The 14,677-nt window shown below is 62.3% G+C and carries 15 protein-coding genes; 14 read left to right on the top strand and 1 reads right to left on the bottom strand.

Annotation, left to right across the window (positions count from 1 at the left end):
* Positions 1-11 precede the first annotated feature (11 nt).
* The 13 genes from mraY (at position 12) to RDN59_RS02715 (ending at position 12,959) form a co-directional block, all read left to right on the top strand.
* Complete coding sequence (gene mraY / locus RDN59_RS02775) at positions 12-1,124, top strand: phospho-N-acetylmuramoyl-pentapeptide-transferase (RefSeq protein WP_308606493.1); 1,113 nt, start codon at positions 12-14, stop codon at positions 1,122-1,124.
* Positions 1,121-2,512 carry a UDP-N-acetylmuramoyl-L-alanine--D-glutamate ligase gene (murD, locus tag RDN59_RS02770; protein ID WP_308606492.1) on the top strand — a complete coding sequence of 464 codons (1,392 nt, stop codon included), beginning with the start codon at positions 1,121-1,123 and terminating at the stop codon, positions 2,510-2,512. The genes mraY and murD overlap by 4 nt, the downstream gene beginning before the upstream one ends.
* 19 nt (positions 2,513-2,531) lie before the next feature.
* Complete coding sequence (locus RDN59_RS02765) at positions 2,532-4,001, top strand: putative peptidoglycan glycosyltransferase FtsW (RefSeq protein ID WP_308606490.1); 1,470 nt, start codon at positions 2,532-2,534, stop codon at positions 3,999-4,001.
* Between the two features lie 29 nt (positions 4,002-4,030).
* Positions 4,031-5,116, top strand: a complete 1,086-nt coding sequence (murG, locus tag RDN59_RS02760) for an undecaprenyldiphospho-muramoylpentapeptide beta-N-acetylglucosaminyltransferase (protein ID WP_308606489.1) — start codon at positions 4,031-4,033, stop codon at positions 5,114-5,116.
* 39 nt (positions 5,117-5,155) lie between these two features.
* The gene (gene murC, locus RDN59_RS02755) at positions 5,156-6,646 is read left to right on the top strand and encodes a UDP-N-acetylmuramate--L-alanine ligase (protein ID WP_308606488.1); all 1,491 of its coding nucleotides are present in this window, start codon (positions 5,156-5,158) and stop codon (positions 6,644-6,646) included.
* Complete coding sequence (locus tag RDN59_RS02750; protein ID WP_308606487.1) at positions 6,639-7,298, top strand: FtsQ-type POTRA domain-containing protein; 660 nt, start codon at positions 6,639-6,641, stop codon at positions 7,296-7,298. The genes murC and RDN59_RS02750 overlap by 8 nt, the downstream gene beginning before the upstream one ends.
* Positions 7,299-7,504: 206 nt before the next feature.
* Positions 7,505-8,869, top strand: coding sequence for a cell division protein FtsZ (ftsZ, locus tag RDN59_RS02745; protein WP_308606486.1), 1,365 nt, complete (start codon positions 7,505-7,507; stop codon positions 8,867-8,869).
* 24 nt (positions 8,870-8,893) lie between these two features.
* Positions 8,894-9,634, top strand: coding sequence for a peptidoglycan editing factor PgeF (pgeF, locus tag RDN59_RS02740; RefSeq protein ID WP_308606485.1), 741 nt, complete (start codon positions 8,894-8,896; stop codon positions 9,632-9,634).
* Positions 9,634-10,344: a YggS family pyridoxal phosphate-dependent enzyme gene (locus RDN59_RS02735; protein WP_308606484.1), complete on the top strand. Its 711-nt coding sequence runs from the start codon at positions 9,634-9,636 to the stop codon at positions 10,342-10,344. Before pgeF ends, RDN59_RS02735 begins: the two co-directional genes overlap by 1 nt.
* 69 nt (positions 10,345-10,413) lie before the next feature.
* Positions 10,414-10,836 carry a cell division protein SepF gene (locus RDN59_RS02730; RefSeq protein WP_046647975.1) on the top strand — a complete coding sequence of 141 codons (423 nt, stop codon included), beginning with the start codon at positions 10,414-10,416 and terminating at the stop codon, positions 10,834-10,836.
* A 220-nt stretch (positions 10,837-11,056) separates the two neighbouring features.
* On the top strand, positions 11,057-11,368 hold the full coding sequence (locus RDN59_RS02725; RefSeq protein ID WP_308606483.1) for a YggT family protein: 312 nt from the start codon (positions 11,057-11,059) through the stop codon (positions 11,366-11,368).
* Positions 11,369-11,536: 168 nt separating this feature from the next.
* On the top strand, positions 11,537-12,667 hold the full coding sequence (locus tag RDN59_RS02720; RefSeq protein ID WP_308606482.1) for a DivIVA domain-containing protein: 1,131 nt from the start codon (positions 11,537-11,539) through the stop codon (positions 12,665-12,667).
* Between the two features lie 121 nt (positions 12,668-12,788).
* Positions 12,789-12,959, top strand: coding sequence for a hypothetical protein (locus RDN59_RS02715; protein WP_046647978.1), 171 nt, complete (start codon positions 12,789-12,791; stop codon positions 12,957-12,959).
* Positions 12,960-13,024: 65 nt separating this feature from the next.
* On the opposite strand, the gene RDN59_RS02710 is transcribed toward RDN59_RS02715, so the two are convergent.
* The gene (locus RDN59_RS02710) at positions 13,025-14,098 is read right to left on the bottom strand and encodes an HNH endonuclease signature motif containing protein (RefSeq protein WP_308606481.1); all 1,074 of its coding nucleotides are present in this window, start codon (positions 14,096-14,098) and stop codon (positions 13,025-13,027) included.
* Positions 14,099-14,461: 363 nt separating this feature from the next.
* Here RDN59_RS02710 and RDN59_RS02705 point away from each other — a divergent pair.
* Positions 14,462-14,677 (top strand): class I tRNA ligase family protein (locus tag RDN59_RS02705; RefSeq protein WP_308606479.1); only part of this gene is annotated, 216 nt, incomplete at its 3' end.

The following is a 14,677-nucleotide window of genomic DNA, read 5'->3' as shown; positions in this document are numbered from 1 at the left end:
ACTTCAAGCTCGTGACTCAGATCATCATCGCTGGTGCGGTTAGCTTCCTCGTGGCGATCTTTACCACCCCGGTTCTCATCCGGTACTTTTCCGACTCCGGTCGCGGCCAAGAGATCCGCGAGGACGGACCTAAGTCCCACCTGCGCAAGCGGGGTACGCCGACGATGGGTGGCCTGGCCATTCTGGCCGGCATCCTGGTGGCTTATCTCGTGGTCGGCTTCTACGGCATGCTGACGGGCCACGAGGGGTTTACCGCCTCAGGCCTGCTCGTCCTCGGGCTGACGCTGGGCTTGGGCGCGGTGGGCTTTGCGGATGACTTCATCAAACTCTTCCGGAAGCGCAACTTGGGTCTCAACAAGACCGCGAAGCTGGTCAGCCAGCTGGTACTGGCCCTCCTCTTCGGCTTCCTTGTGCTGCGTTTCCCCAATGATGCGGGCCTGACTCCTGGCTCCACCAAACTGTCGTTCATCCGCGATTTGAAAACCTTCGACCTTGCGGTTGGCGGCGCTGTGATCGGAACCATCGTGTTCTTGATCTTCATGTACTTCCTCATCGCGGCGTGGTCGAACGCGGTCAACCTCACCGACGGCCTCGACGGCCTTGCCGCAGGAGTGACGGCGATTGTCATGGGCTCCTACTCGCTGATGGCTTTCTGGCAGTTCCGCTATTCTTGCGCCACCAACTTTGCGGCCGGTTGCTATCAGGTGCGCGATCCCCTCGATCTTGCCGTGCTCGCGGCGGCGGGCCTCGGTGCCTGCCTCGGCTTTTTGTGGTGGAATGCGGCGCCCGCCAAGATCTTCATGGGAGACACCGGCTCCTTGGCGCTCGGCGGATTGGTTGCCGGCATTTCGGTCACCAGCCGTACCGAGCTTCTCATGGTGATTATCGGCGCCCTGTTCGTTATCGAGACGGTGTCCGTTGTCATTCAGATCGTGGTCTTCCATTCCACTGGCAAGCGCTTCTTCCGCATGGCGCCCATCCATCACCACTTTGAAAACGGCGGTTGGGCGGAGACTGCTGTGGTTGTCCGTTTCTGGTTGCTGGCCGCGATGGCGGCGATGGCCGGCGTGGCCATCTTCTACGGTGAATGGCTGACCTCCACAGGCATAGGTGTCGGCGCATGACGCGCCCCAACTTCCTCTCTGGCCGGGTCCTCATCGCCGGTGCCGGCGTTTCCGGCCGCGGCTGTGCTGCGGTCCTGGACCACCTAGGCGTGGACGTCACGGTGGCTGATGGAAACCCGGAATCCCGCGCTCGCCTCGCCGCCGAGCTCGACGTTGCCACCGTGGATACAGCAGCAGTAGACCTGTCGGAATACTCCCTCGTCGTGACCTCGCCGGGGTGGCGCCCGGATTCGCCGTTGCTCGCCGCCGCTGCTTCCCGCGGCCTTGAGGTCATCGGTGACGTGGAGCTGGCCTACCGTCTTGACCAGGCAGAGGCCTTTGGGGCCTCCCGCCGCTGGCTCGCGATCACAGGTACCAACGGCAAGACCACAACCACGGGGATGCTCGCTGCCATCATGGCCGCTGACGAGCAGCGATCCGGCCAGCGCGCCCAAGCTGTGGGCAATATCGGCGTCTCGCCTTTTGATGCCTTGGCCGCAAAGCCCCGCGTGGATATCCTCGTCGCGGAACTGTCCTCGTTCCAGCTGCACTGGTCCTCCCAGCTGCGCCCAGACGTAGGAGCGCTGCTCAACCTCGCCGACGATCACCTCGATTGGCACGGTTCCTTCAAGGCCTACGCGGCGGATAAGGCGAGGATCTTGCGCGGCACGTACGCCGTTTATGGAAAGGACGACGAACACGTTCGCGCGCTTGCCGCCTCTCTATCCGGCGCCACCGCCTTTACCCACGCCGAGCCCGCCCCGGGCGAAGTCGGCGTGAGCGCCGGCAGCCTCGTGATCAATGAGGTCGCCGGACTGCACGCGGCAGTGGTGGAGGATGTCACCACCATCCAGCCCGCAGGTCTTGCTGGGGTGCTGGATGCCGCTGCCGCCGCGGCGGTTGCCGCGCTTGCCGGCGCCCAGCCTGCGTCCATCGCCGAGGGCCTCGACGCCTACGTGGTGGCCGGGCACCGCGGTGAGGTTGTACACCGCCATGGTGGCGTGACCTACATCGACAATTCCAAAGCGACGAATCCCCATGCCGCGGAGGTCGCCATGCGCGGTCTTGACTCCGTGGTGTGGGTCGCCGGCGGTCAGCTTAAAGGCGCTGATGTGTCGGACCTGTTGCGTACTCACGCGGCGCGGCTGAAGGCGGCGGTTCTGGTGGGCGTCGACAAGCATGTGCTAGCCCAAGCCCTCGTCAAGGCGGCACCGCACGTGCCTATCGTCATCGTCGACAGCCACGATCCGCAAACCGCTATGGACCAGGCTGTGAGCGCCGCCGTGCAACACGCCGAAGCCGGCGATACCGTACTTTTGGCGCCGGCTGCGGCATCGTTGGACATGTACACCGGAATGAGCCAGCGCGGTGATATGTTTGCCGCCGCTGCCCGCCGCCTCGCCCGCTAGCTAGGAGCACCCAGAAGCCGTGACTGCCACCAGCACCCAGAAGCCACACCGCACGCTGGGCCACCGCCTGCGTGATCTTCGCGAGCGCCTGCGCGCCTACCCGGGGTTTGACTACCTGATGCTGCGCATCGCGATCTTCTCGCTCATCGGCATCGGCGTACTCATGGCCTTCTCTTCGTCGATGGCGACGTCCCTGTCGGAGACCGATAGCCCGTGGTCGGCAGCCTTGCGCCAGTGCGTATTGGTCGTTGCCGGCCTGATCGTGTTCTGGATCGGCCTGCGCATATCGCCGCGCACGTTGCGGGCGCTCGTGCCGTGGTTCTTGGGGCTATCCATCCTGCTGCTTATCCTCGTGCTTGTGCCCGGTATCGGTACCGGCCGCGCGGAGGTCGGTTCACAGTCGTGGATCCTGTTGCCGGGTGGCGTGGCCTTCCAACCCTCTGAGTTCGCTCGCGTCGCCGTGGGGATGTATGGCGCTTCGGCGCTGGCGGATAAAACACACCGTTCGATGCGCTTGACGGATCCGTTCATGATGTATTCCATCATCGCCGGCATCATGTTCGTGCTCATCGTGGCCCAAGGTGACTTGGGCATGGGCGTATCCTTCGCTCTCATCGTGGTCTTCACCCTCGTATTCGCCGGCGTGAACTGGCGTGTGCCCGTCGTCGTCGGCGTCTTTGGCGCCATCGGCATGATCACTGTTTTCCTGGCGGGTGGATTCCGCTCGCACCGTTTCCACACTTACTTTGATGCGCTGCGCGGCAACATTGAGGACACACAAGGCACCGGTTTCCAGGCTTATCAGGGCTTTCTTTCGCTTGCCGACGGCGGCTTCTGGGGCGTTGGCCTCGGCCAGTCACGCGCCAAGTGGTTCTACCTCCCAGAAGCCAAGAACGACTTTGTCTTCGCCATCATTGGTGAGGAGCTCGGCCTCTGGGGCGGTGCGCTCGTCATCGTGCTTTTCGCCGTGCTGGGCTACTTTGGGTTGCGTACCGCAACCCGCGCGCAGGACCAGTTCCAGTCCTTGCTGGCCGCCACGCTGTCGGTGGGTGTCGTCGTGCAGGCCTTCATCAACATCGGCTACGTCATCGGTGTGCTGCCGGTGACGGGTATTCAGCTCCCGATGATTTCTGCGGGTGGTACGGCTGCGGTCATCACCATCGGCTCGATGGGCCTACTGTGCAATGTGGCACGCCACGAGCCGCTGCAGGTGTCCGCGATGCAGAACTTTGGACGTCCGCTCTTCGACCGTATTTTCTTCATCCCAGAGCCGACCCCGCCCAACGAGCGGCGCGGCGGGGCGCACCGTGCCCCGCGCGAGCGCGCAGATGCTCGCCGTTCCCAGCGCCCACACCGCGAGCGCTCCCAACGCCACGTGGAGCGCAGCCGTGAGGAACGTTTCGGGCGCGCGGTGACGGGGCGCTCTCAGCGGTCGCAGGCGCCGCGCGCGGAGGGGCGGCGGGAGTATCGGCGCGGCGAGCGCCGGTAGCGCAGCGCGGCGCTGGTAGCGTGTAGTGCATGAATGACACGCCGATTTCCGTCGTCATCGCAGGTGGCGGCACCGCCGGACACATTGAGCCCGCGCTTGCGGTGGGGGAGGAGCTACGCCAACGCCACGGGGCGCGGATCACCGCCTTGGGTACGCCGCGGGGTCTGGAAAGCGATATCGTGCCGGCTCGCGGTGTCGATCTGCGCATGATCACTCCGGTCCCTGTCCCGCGAAAGATCAACATTGACGCGGTGAAGCTGCCCTGGCGGATTCTCAAGTCCGTTCGGGAAACTCGCGCGGTGCTTAAGGACGTCGGGGCCAACGCTGTGTTTGGCACCGGTGGTTACGTTGCGGCGCCGGCTTACCTGGCGGCGAAGTCTTTGGGCATTCCGTTCTTCGTTCTCGAGACGAATTCTTTGGCCGGTATGGCTAATAAGCTGGGCGTGCGTCTTGGCGGCACGGGAATCAACGCCCAAGAGGGTTCTGGCATGCCGGGCGAGGTCCTGGGCATTCCGGTACGCCCGGGCTTGGCTGAGGACCCGGATGGTACGAAGGCTGCTGCTGCGCGCCAGAATTGGGACTTGGATGAGGGCCGCCCGACCATCGTGGTTACCGGCGGTTCGCAGGGAGCGGTGAGCATTAACACCGCCGTCGCCGGTGCGCTCGAGGATCTGTGCCGAGACTTCCAGGTGCTGCATGCCTACGGCAAGAAGAACACGGTGCCGACTGAGCACGAGCACTACACGGCCGTGCCCTATATCGATGACATGGCCGGCGCGCTTGCCGTTGCTGATGTGATGATCTGCCGCTCCGGCGCGATGACCGTGGCTGAGGTGTCTGCGGCCGGCCTGCCCGCTATCTTTGTGCCACTGCCGCACGGCAACGGCGAGCAAGCGTTGAACTCCCAGGCGCTGGTGGAAGCGGGGGCCGCGGTCCAGATCGCGGACGCGGAACTTACTCCGGGGCGCCTTGTCGACGAAGTTCGCGCTATCCTTGACCACCCCGACGCTCTTTCGGCCATGCGTGCCGCTGCTGACGCCAGCACTGCCGGCGATGCCGCCGCGGTGATCGCTGACCGGATCGCGCACCGCGTCGCCGCCGACACCCGCGGCTAGGCGCACAGTACAGGTTTATGAAAGAAGGAATTTTTCACCATGACTGATACCCCCGCCACCACGGACCTGTCCCGCGTCCACTTCGTCGGCATCGGCGGCTCCGGAATGTCCGGTCTCGCGCGCATCCTGGTTAGCCGTGGCGCGGTCGTCACCGGCTCGGACGTTAAGAAATCGACGGCCGTTGACGTCCTCCGCGCGATGGGTGCGCACGTCGCCGTCGGCCACGCGGCTGAGAACCTCGATCTGGCCGGCGAGAAGCCGACGGTGGTCGTCACCTCTTTCGCTGCCATCCCGCAGGACAACCCCGAACTGGTGGCGGCACGGGAAGCTGGAATCCCGGTCATTCGCCGTTCAGACCTGCTGGCTGAACTCATGGACGGCCACCGTCAGGTGCTGCTCGCCGGCACACATGGAAAGACCTCGACCACCTCTATGGCGGTCACCGCGCTCCAGCAGGCGGGGATGGATCCTTCCTTTGCCATCGGCGGGCAACTCAACCGAGCTGGGACTAACGCGCACGGCGGCACTGGCGACGCCTTCGTGGCAGAAGCCGACGAATCCGATGCCTCCCTTCTGCGCTACAGCCCCTTCGTGGCAGTCATCACCAACATCGAGCCTGATCACCTCGACTATTTCGGCTCGGCAGAGAGCTACTATCAGGTTTTTGATGATTTCGCCGACCGCGTGGTTGAGGGCGGCTACCTCGTCGTTTGCCTCGAGGATGAGCATGCGGCTGCCACGGGTGAGCGGGCCGCTCAGCGCGGGATTCAGGTGCTGGGCTACGGCACGCGCAGCGAGGTATCCGCGGATTCTCCCGTGCCGCTGGCAGCCGAGATTCTGGAGGAAACCGTCTCCGCCGCAGGCGCGCACGTCCGCGTTCGCCTGACCCTGCCAGGTCAGGCGCCACAGGAGTGGTCCTATGACCTGCACGTCCCAGGTCACCACATGGTGCTCAACTCGGCGGCGGCCCTGCTGGCCGGCGCGCTGGCTGGCGGAGACCCGGCGGAACTGGCTGCAGGCTTGACCGACTTTACGGGTGTGCGCCGCCGCTTCGAGTACCGCGGCAGCGAGCGCGGAATCCGCGTCTTCGATGACTATGCCCACCACCCCACGGAGGTGTCTGCGGTGCTCACCGCGGCGCGCGCAAAGGCGGATGCCGAGGGCGAGGGAGCGCGCGTGATCGCCTGCTTCCAGCCGCACCTGTACTCCCGGACCATGGAATTTGATGCCGAGTTTGCCCAGGCATTGGCGCTTGCCGACGCCGCCGTAGTCCTCGACATCTACGGCGCCCGCGAGAAGCCGGTAGAAGGAATCACCTCCCGCATTATCACCGACAAGATGCCCGAAGACATGCCGGTCATTTTCGAGCCTGATTTCTCTGAGGCTGCTGGCGACGTCATGTCCCTGGCGCAGCCCGGAGATATCGTCCTCACCATCGGCGCGGGAACGATTACCTACGTGGCGGGCGAAATCTTGTCGGCGCTAGAGAATACGAGCGGCGCGGAGGAACCGAAGGAACCGAATGTCTAAAAAGACTGGGGCGATCGCGCTGGGCGCGGTGCTTCTCGTAGTGGTGGTTGCTGCTGCGGTGGTGTGGCTTTTTCCGATCCTGAAGGTGGCATCCTTCGAGGTCGTGGGAAATGATCACGTCGCGGCAGAGGAGGTCGAGCGGGCCAGTGGCGTCGTGAAGGGCTCTAATTTGGTGCGGCTGGATGCGCGCGAAGCTGCGCACGGTGTGGCCTCCCTGCCGTGGGTAGAAAGCGCGACGGTGTCGCGGGCCTTCCCGTCAACCGTCCACATCGAACTCGTCGAGCACGAGGCGGTAGCTTACGTGCGGGAGGGCGATAGGACGATTTTGGTGGACAACCACGGCAAGGAATTCGCGGAGGACGAAGCACCACCCGAAGCCGTGGAGCTGACAGGGCACACCGACTCCGGTTCGCCTGAGATGCAGGGGGCTGTCGACGCCGTCGCTGCGCTCCCCGCGCCGATTCGGGAGAAGGTGACGACCCTCGAGATCAAGGACCGGTATTCGCTGACCTTCCGCACGGAGGATGACAAAACCATCTTTTGGGGTGCGTCGGAGGACAACGCGAACAAGGCCATTGCTTTTGAGGATGTGCTCAAGCTCGAGGGCGAATCCTGGAACATTTCTAACCCGTCGCTGGTGACTCGCCGCTAAGCGCGTCGCAAGTGGGGCGGGTGGGACACCTGTTAAGAAAACCGCATGTCAGCAACCCTAAAGTAGAGGTTGAGGGTACCGACACGCGGCAAAATGTGCGCCGAAATTACCCCGTTGTCGTTAAAGATGGATGTAACCGCCTCTCGCGAAAAGAGGCGCCTCCTCGTTTACATTAAAAGCTTATTCGAAAGGCAAGAGACCCTCGTATGATCTCATCTAGCAACAACCTCGCGGACATCAAGGTCGTCGGCGTCGGCGGCGGCGGTGTCAACGCTGTAAACCGCATGATCGAAGAAGGGCTCAAGGGAGTCCAGTTCGTGGCGATCAACACCGATTCCCAGGCGCTGATTTTCTCCGATGCGGATACCAAGCTCGACATCGGACGCGAGGCCACCCGCGGCCTTGGCGCCGGCGCTAACCCGGAGGTAGGTAAGACCTCCGCGGAGGATCACAAGACCGAAATTGAAGACGCCCTCCAGGGCTCCGACATGGTCTTTGTGACGGCTGGCGAGGGTGGCGGAACCGGTACCGGCGCCGCTCCGGTGGTCGCCTCCATCGCGAAGAAGATGGGTGCTTTGACCGTCGGCGTTGTTACCCGCCCGTTCAAGTTCGAGGGCGCGCGCCGCACCCGTCAGGCCATGGCCGGCATCGAAGAGCTGCGCGAGGTCTGCGATACCCTCATCGTTATCCCGAATGATCGCCTCATGCAGCTGGGCGGCGAGGAGCTGTCCATCGTCGAGGCCTTCCGGGCCGCCGACGAAGTCCTGCACAACGGTGTGCAGGGTATTACCAACCTCATCACCATCCCGGGCATGATCAACGTCGACTTTGCGGACGTTCGCTCCGTCATGTCCGACGCCGGTTCCGCCCTCATGGGCATCGGCTTTGCCCGCGGCGATAACCGCGCGCTCAACGCCGCGGAGCAGGCCATTAACTCCCCGCTGCTGGAGTCGACGATGGAAGGCGCCAAGGGCGTGCTGCTGTCCATCGCCGGTGGCTCCGACCTGGGCCTCCACGAGGTCAACGCGGCTGCCTCCATGGTGGAGGAGCGCGCTGACGAGGATGCCAACATCATTTTCGGCACCATCATCGATGACAACCTTGGAGACGAAGTCCGCGTCACCATCATCGCCACCGGCTTCGATGCCCAGGCCAACATGACCTCCCAGCCGGCGCAGCCTGGCCAGGCGCAGCAGCAAGGTTCGGAGGCTACCCCGGCTGCACGCCCGGGTTCCCTCTTCGAGAATCGTGCTGAAGCACAGCCTGAGAACCCCGCCGCGCCGCGCACCGAGGCTCCGCGCGAGGACTACACCCGCGCAGAACCGCAGCGCGCTGACTCCCAGCGCATTGAGCGTGACGAGTACGCCCCGCGTCACTCCTACGAGCGAGAGCAGCCGGCAGAGCCGGCCCCGTCGAGCGGACTATTTACCACCTCGGATCGCTTCCGCGGTGAGGACTACCGCCGCGGCGGCGATGATGAGTACCGTCTCTCCCGCCCCACGGAGCGTCGTGGCCGTGACTTCGACGATGACGGCGACGACGATCTCGACGTGCCGTCCTTCATGCGCTAGTCCCAGCCCGCTACTCTGGAGTGCATGCCAGTAAACGAGGAAGCACACGCAGCACGACGCCCCGTCCGCATGGTTTTCACAAGCCGTGCCGGCGGGGCGTCGTCGTCGCCTTTTGACTCTTTTAACCTCGGCGATCACGTCGGCGATGACTCCGCCGCCGTGGCCGCCAATCGCGAGCGGCTTCGCCGAGCCACGGGCTTAGAGGACATCGTGTGGATGGAACAGCTCCACACCAACACCGTGACGGTGGTGGGGGCCGAGCGCCGCGGCGTCGAGGAGCCCGTGCCGACCACCGATGCCGTGGTAACCACCGAAAAACGCTTGGGCCTAGGCGTTCTCGTGGCAGACTGTACGCCGGTGCTGCTTGTCGACGTCTCCGCGGGCGTCATCGGCGCCGCACACGCCGGGCGCCTTGGCGCGCGCAACGGAATCGTCCGCAATACCGTCAATACCATGGTTGAGTTAGGGGCTCGCCCCGCCTCGATTCAGGTGCTCATGGGGCCGGCCGCTTCTGGACGTAACTATGAGGTGCCGGAGGCGATGGCGGATGACGTCGAGAAGCATCTGCCTGGCTCCAAGACTCGCACGTCGTCGGGTACCTGGGGCGTCGATGTGCGCGCTGGGCTGATTCGTCAATTGATGGAGATGGGGGTTACGGCTATCGAATCGGACCCGCGCTGCACGATTGAGGACACAGATTTCTTTTCTTATCGCCGCGAGGGCGTCACCGGACGCCAAGCCGGCGTGATTTGGTTGGAGGATTAATGACGAACAACGATACTGCGCGCCGTGAAGAGCTGAGGGCTGGCCTGGAGAGCACCCGCGCTGCTATTCACCGTTTCGCTGAGGCCGCTGGCCGCCCTGCCCCGCAGCTGCTGCCGGTGACGAAGTTTCACCCGGCCGAGGACATCGCGCTGCTAGCGGAGTTGGGGATCACAGATGTGGCGGAAAATCGCGAGCAGGAAGCGCGCGCCAAGGCGGAGGCCCTGCCCGAGATACGTTTCCACATGATTGGCCAGGTTCAGACCAAGAAAGCGAACCACGTGGCCCGGTGGGCGCATAGTGTTCACTCGCTCGACTCAGAAAAACTCGCCAGAGCACTCGACCGCGGTGTGGCTCTTGCCCAGGAACGCGGCCAGCGCGAGGACTCGCTACCGGTCTATATCCAGGTATCCGCCGACGGTGATACCGCGCGTGGCGGCTGCCCGCTAGAGGGTGTATCTGCTCTGGTGGATCTGGTCGAAGATCTGGAGAACCTGCAGCTGTGTGGCTTCATGGTGGTTCCACCGCTGGAGAGCGATCCGGCGGAGGTTTTCACCCAGGTGAGGGCATTGACGGATGAGGCGGCGGCCAAGCTTGGGCGAGACCTGAAAATGTCCGCCGGCATGAGCGCCGACATGGAGGCAGCGATTGCATCTGGAACGGATATCGTGCGTGTCGGAACCGGAATCATGGGAGCCCGCCCGCTAGGTTAAATGTCATTGTAAAACTGCATTACAAGACAGCAAATGAACAGAACACACTAGGTCAGAGGGAGACCCAGAATGTCACTGATTGATAGGACTAAAGAGTTCTTCGGGCTGGGCCCGATGGACATGGACGCCGACGATGCCTACTACGCCGACGAGCGCAGCTACAACGCTCCGGCCTACGCACCTTCCTACGAAAAGCAGGAAGAGGAGTTTGTCCCGACCATCGTGGCTCTCTCCCTCGTCTCCTTTGATGATGCAGCAAAGGTTGGTGGTCCCTTCCGTGACGGTGACGCAGTGGTCTTTGAGCTCACCGACGCCGACCGCGGCTCCGCCAAGCGCTTCGTGGACTTTGCCGCTGGCCTCTGCTTCGCGTTGGAGGGCCGCATGAAGAACCTGACCAAGGGCATGGACACCAGCCGCAAGGTTTTTGCCATTGTGCCGAAGGGCGCTGATATCTCTACCGTGGAGCTGGAGCGAGCAGCGCACCTGCGCTAGAGACGTTCAGGTTTTAACCGCTTCATCGTTAATCTCCTCCGTGTTGGCTTAAGGGAGGAGAAAGACGATGGGGCGGTTTCGTCGTTTTCATTGTGGGGCCTCATCGGAGAGTCATTCTCGGCGCCGGTGAGCTACCGCGGTGCCATCTCTGTTCGCCGAGGGCGAACCATAGGGCAGGGGAGTACCGCTGGCGGGGGTGATTCCGATAGGCTCAGGCATTGTGAGTGCTTTAGGTTCAATTCTCCTCGTCGCCGTGAGTCTTTACTCGTGGATTTTGTTGGCGCGCATCGTCATTGAAATGATTCAGTCTTTTTCGCGCCAATTCAACCCGCCCCGCTGGTTCATGATGGTTGCTGAGGTGCTTTTCGTGGTCACTGATCCGCCGGTCAAGGCGCTGCGAAAGGTGATTCCGCCGCTGCAATTGGGTGGCATCGCGCTCGATGTTTCCATCATTATTTTGTTCCTGCTTTTGTCCGTTCTTTCGCAACTTATTGCGTGGCTATTTTTTGGTACCAACGGACTTGCGGTGTAACTAACGGGTGTATTAAACCCTCCTGTTAACGTTGAGACTCGCGCCCGCGTTAGATAATGTGTTGATTCGGATACAATGAGTTACCACAATCCGTATTATTAACCGCATATGTACCCGGCCTCTGGACCCTCTAGAGGTTTGACCGATTCGTAAGGGGAAGAGAAGTCAATGCCACTGTCACCAGCTGATGTACACAACGTCGCTTTCAGCAAGCCGCCAATTGGCAAGCGTGGCTACAACGAGGATGAGGTCGATCAGTTCCTCGACCTCGTTGAGGATGCTCTTGCTCAGCTGCAGGATGAGAACGATGATCTCCACGCCCAGGTTGAGGAGCTGAAGTCTCAGGCTCCGGCCGGCGCTGCCGGCGGTGCCGCTGCCGCTAAGGTCGACGAGGCCGCTGTGCGCAAGGAAGTCGAATCCAAGCTTCGCGCTGAGTATGAGGCAAAGCTGGCTGACTCCAAGAACGAGATTGCCAAGGCCAAGGAAGAAACCAAGCGCGCCCAGGAACAGGCGAAGGCCGCTCAGGCGCAGTCTTCCCAGGCACCGGCCGCTCAGGCACAGGACAATTCCGCAGAGCTCAAGGCCGCACGCGAGGAAGCTGCTGCTGCCAAGCGCGAGCTCGAGGCCTCCAAGAAGGAACTGGAGAGCACCAAGAAGGAGCTGGAGTCCGCAAAGAAGAACTCCGCAACCTCCACCACCGCATCTTCCGCTGCTGCCGTGGCTGGTGCAGGTGCTGCACAGTCCAACGCACAGGGCCTCGCCACCCCGGACACGCATATGCAGGCAGCCCGCGTTCTGGGCCTGGCGCAGGAGATGGCAGACCGCCTTACCAACGAGGCCAAGGCCGATTCCGAGTCCATGCTGGCGGAGGCCCGCACGGCTGCAGAGAAGCAGCTTGCCGACGCTGACTCTCACTCCAAGGCTCAGCTTGCTGACGCCCAGAAGCGCTACGACGCGCAGCTGCAGGAAGCCGATACCCGCTCCAAGAAGCTGGTGGCTGACGCCGAAAACAAGGCAAAGCAGACTGAGGCCGATGCTACGTCCCGCGCCGAGGCACAGATTCGCCAGGCTGAGGAGAAGGCAGCTGCCCTGCAGGCAGATGCTGAGAAGAAGCACACCGAGGTCATGAACACAGTCAAGCAGCAGCAGACCGCTCTGGAGGCCCGCATCTCCGAGCTGCGCACCTTCGAGCGCGAGTACCGTACCCGCCTCAAGACGCTGCTGCAGTCCCAGCTTGAGGAGTTGGAGTCCCGCGGCACCGCTGCCCCTAACGGTGAGGCTGGAAAGTCCAACAATTAATCTCTGAATGAGCGGCGTCCCTGCGGGGGCGCCGTTATTCTTTTCTGTAGGTATACGTCCGTAGGTATACATTCTTTGTAAGCACAGAGCCCTTAGTCATTGGTGGGAGAGGAGAACGCACATGCTCATCGGCGCATTGCTTCTGGCCTTTGTTGCTTTCTTGGCGTTCGTGAACTACATCCTCACCGCTGCTGAGTGGTCCTTGTACGTGCTCTTCGCTTCGGCTGGGGTGGGTATTGTTCTGTTCATCGCAGACACCGTGATCAAGCTGCGTCGCAAGCACGACGAGTAGCCCTCGGCCCAGTGATAATTCTGGGTGGAGGGCTACTTTTGTGAAGACTCCTAGCTGTGTAGCTCCTAGTCGTTTCTCTCCGGGGTGCCGAATAACCCGGGAGGCGCTTGCAACGGGGTGGGCGGTGGGGGAGGGCCGTGTGTCCTTTTCGCTTTACCCCCGACCCGGGCCATGCGGCCGCGACCCGGCGGCGCATTCGGATCGTCCTGGTTCACCCCATTGTGATACGGGCAGAGCATCACCAAGTTTTCCTGGTTGGTGTACCCGCCGTTCTTCCACGCGATGAGGTGATGAACTTGGCATTCATCGGCCGGCTTCAGGCAGTCATCCCAAGCACAGACCGGGAATTCGGCCATAGCCATGATGCGCTGCTTGATGCTGGCCGAGCGCTCCTCGTAGTAGAGGTTGACCGGCCCGTGATAGGGATGAAAAAGAGTTGCGAGCGCGCCGTCTTTATCGATTTCACCGGCGATGACCTTGTTGAGGTACTCTGCCCCGGTCATCGTGGCGCCATTGGTCATCTGGAGGGTGATTTCTTCGCCGTCACCGTCGAGAATTTTCGTCATTGCATCCAGCGGAACAAGGATATTGCTCTGCAAGCCGCGGCGCGGAGCAGCGCCTTTGAAGAAGGCCTCGCGGATGGACTCGAGGGGGCGTGCTGGGTCGACGGCGTCGTTAAGCTCTGCAATCAGTTGCGAGGGGCCCGTGATCGCCATCGTCCATGGTGCATTGCGGCGGCGGTAGACAGTCACGCCCTCCTTCGGCGTGGGTGGTGCTGAGTGTTCCTTGAGCTTCTTCTTCGCCAGCGCCTCCATGGCGAGGGTGTCAGCGCTTGTTCGGCAGAGTTCTAGGCGTAGTTTCCAACCCAACGCTTGTGTTGTGGCTTTGCGGGCATAGCGGTCGATGACCTCCAAGGTAGGCAAAGAATGCTTGCGTTGGCGCGCTGCCTTCACTGCGTCACGTTGCATCCGCGTCATGGCGGTTTTGCCAAAGAAGCTCGTATGGAGCCGTACCAACTCCGCGGCGGTTTTGTCTGGGGAACCGGCGGCGATGAGGTCTGCTTCAGACATGCCTTCGCACTCGGCGACGACATCGATGCCGGCCCCGAGTGCGTTAAGGAAAGTCTGCAGTGCGCTCATGACAGTGGAGCTTAAAACACCTTATGACCTGCGCGCATTAGAAAAAATGTTCCTGTGGAAAACCTTATCCCAGGTGCCTCTTTTGTGTACTGGCGTTTCTAATTTGGGGTTCACGGGAACCTGCGCCTGTGAAAACTTGACCGCCTCGCTATACTTTTAGGCGTATCCAGTGAGCCGGCCATCACCGGGGAGCATTCCGGAAGAACGTGCTTCGCTTTCAGTGGAGCATTATTAGAACCGGGCGGGTAGGGACCGTCATCTCCTTCACATCAACGAAGCGGGGCGCCTCGGCGCCCAAGCGGGGTGGTACCGCGAGCCGTAAGGCGCGTCCCCGTCACAGCGAATGAGTGAAGGAATTTTTAGATGAGCAACGACCCCGCGAACGTCGGCAGTGTTTATCCCAAAGTCGATATGACTGCTGGGTCTTCTCGCTTCCCCGATATGGAGCAGGAAGTCCAGAAGTACTGGAAGGCCGACGACACCTTTAAAGCCAGCCTCAAGCAGACCGAAGGCTGCCCAGAGTACGTCTTTTATGATGGCCCTCCTTTTGCCAACGGTCTGCCGCACTACGGCCACCTG

The organism is uncultured Corynebacterium sp. (assembly GCF_902489365.1).
Taxonomy (GTDB): domain Bacteria; phylum Actinomycetota; class Actinomycetes; order Mycobacteriales; family Mycobacteriaceae; genus Corynebacterium.
The sequence above is the reverse complement of the archived record's forward strand: the minus strand, read 5'-3'. Positions and strand labels throughout refer to the sequence as shown.

What these genes read in the sequence shown, in the direction of transcription:
- ftsZ (WP_308606486.1), top strand. Translation starts at nt 7,505, where the DNA reads ATGATCTCATCTAGCAACAACCTCGCGGACATCAAGGTCGTCGGCGTC.
- murC (WP_308606488.1), top strand. Translation starts at nt 5,156, where the DNA reads ATGACTGATACCCCCGCCACCACGGACCTGTCCCGCGTCCACTTCGTC.
- RDN59_RS02730 (WP_046647975.1), top strand. Translation starts at nt 10,414, where the DNA reads ATGTCACTGATTGATAGGACTAAAGAGTTCTTCGGGCTGGGCCCGATG.
- murD (WP_308606492.1), top strand. Translation starts at nt 1,121, where the DNA reads ATGACGCGCCCCAACTTCCTCTCTGGCCGGGTCCTCATCGCCGGTGCC.
- pgeF (WP_308606485.1), top strand. Translation starts at nt 8,894, where the DNA reads ATGCCAGTAAACGAGGAAGCACACGCAGCACGACGCCCCGTCCGCATG.
- murG (WP_308606489.1), top strand. Translation starts at nt 4,031, where the DNA reads ATGAATGACACGCCGATTTCCGTCGTCATCGCAGGTGGCGGCACCGCC.
- RDN59_RS02750 (WP_308606487.1), top strand. Translation starts at nt 6,639, where the DNA reads ATGTCTAAAAAGACTGGGGCGATCGCGCTGGGCGCGGTGCTTCTCGTA.
- RDN59_RS02735 (WP_308606484.1), top strand. Translation starts at nt 9,634, where the DNA reads ATGACGAACAACGATACTGCGCGCCGTGAAGAGCTGAGGGCTGGCCTG.
- RDN59_RS02720 (WP_308606482.1), top strand. Translation starts at nt 11,537, where the DNA reads ATGCCACTGTCACCAGCTGATGTACACAACGTCGCTTTCAGCAAGCCG.
- RDN59_RS02715 (WP_046647978.1), top strand. Translation starts at nt 12,789, where the DNA reads ATGCTCATCGGCGCATTGCTTCTGGCCTTTGTTGCTTTCTTGGCGTTC.
- RDN59_RS02710 (WP_308606481.1), bottom strand. Translation starts at nt 14,098, where the DNA reads ATGAGCGCACTGCAGACTTTCCTTAACGCACTCGGGGCCGGCATCGAT.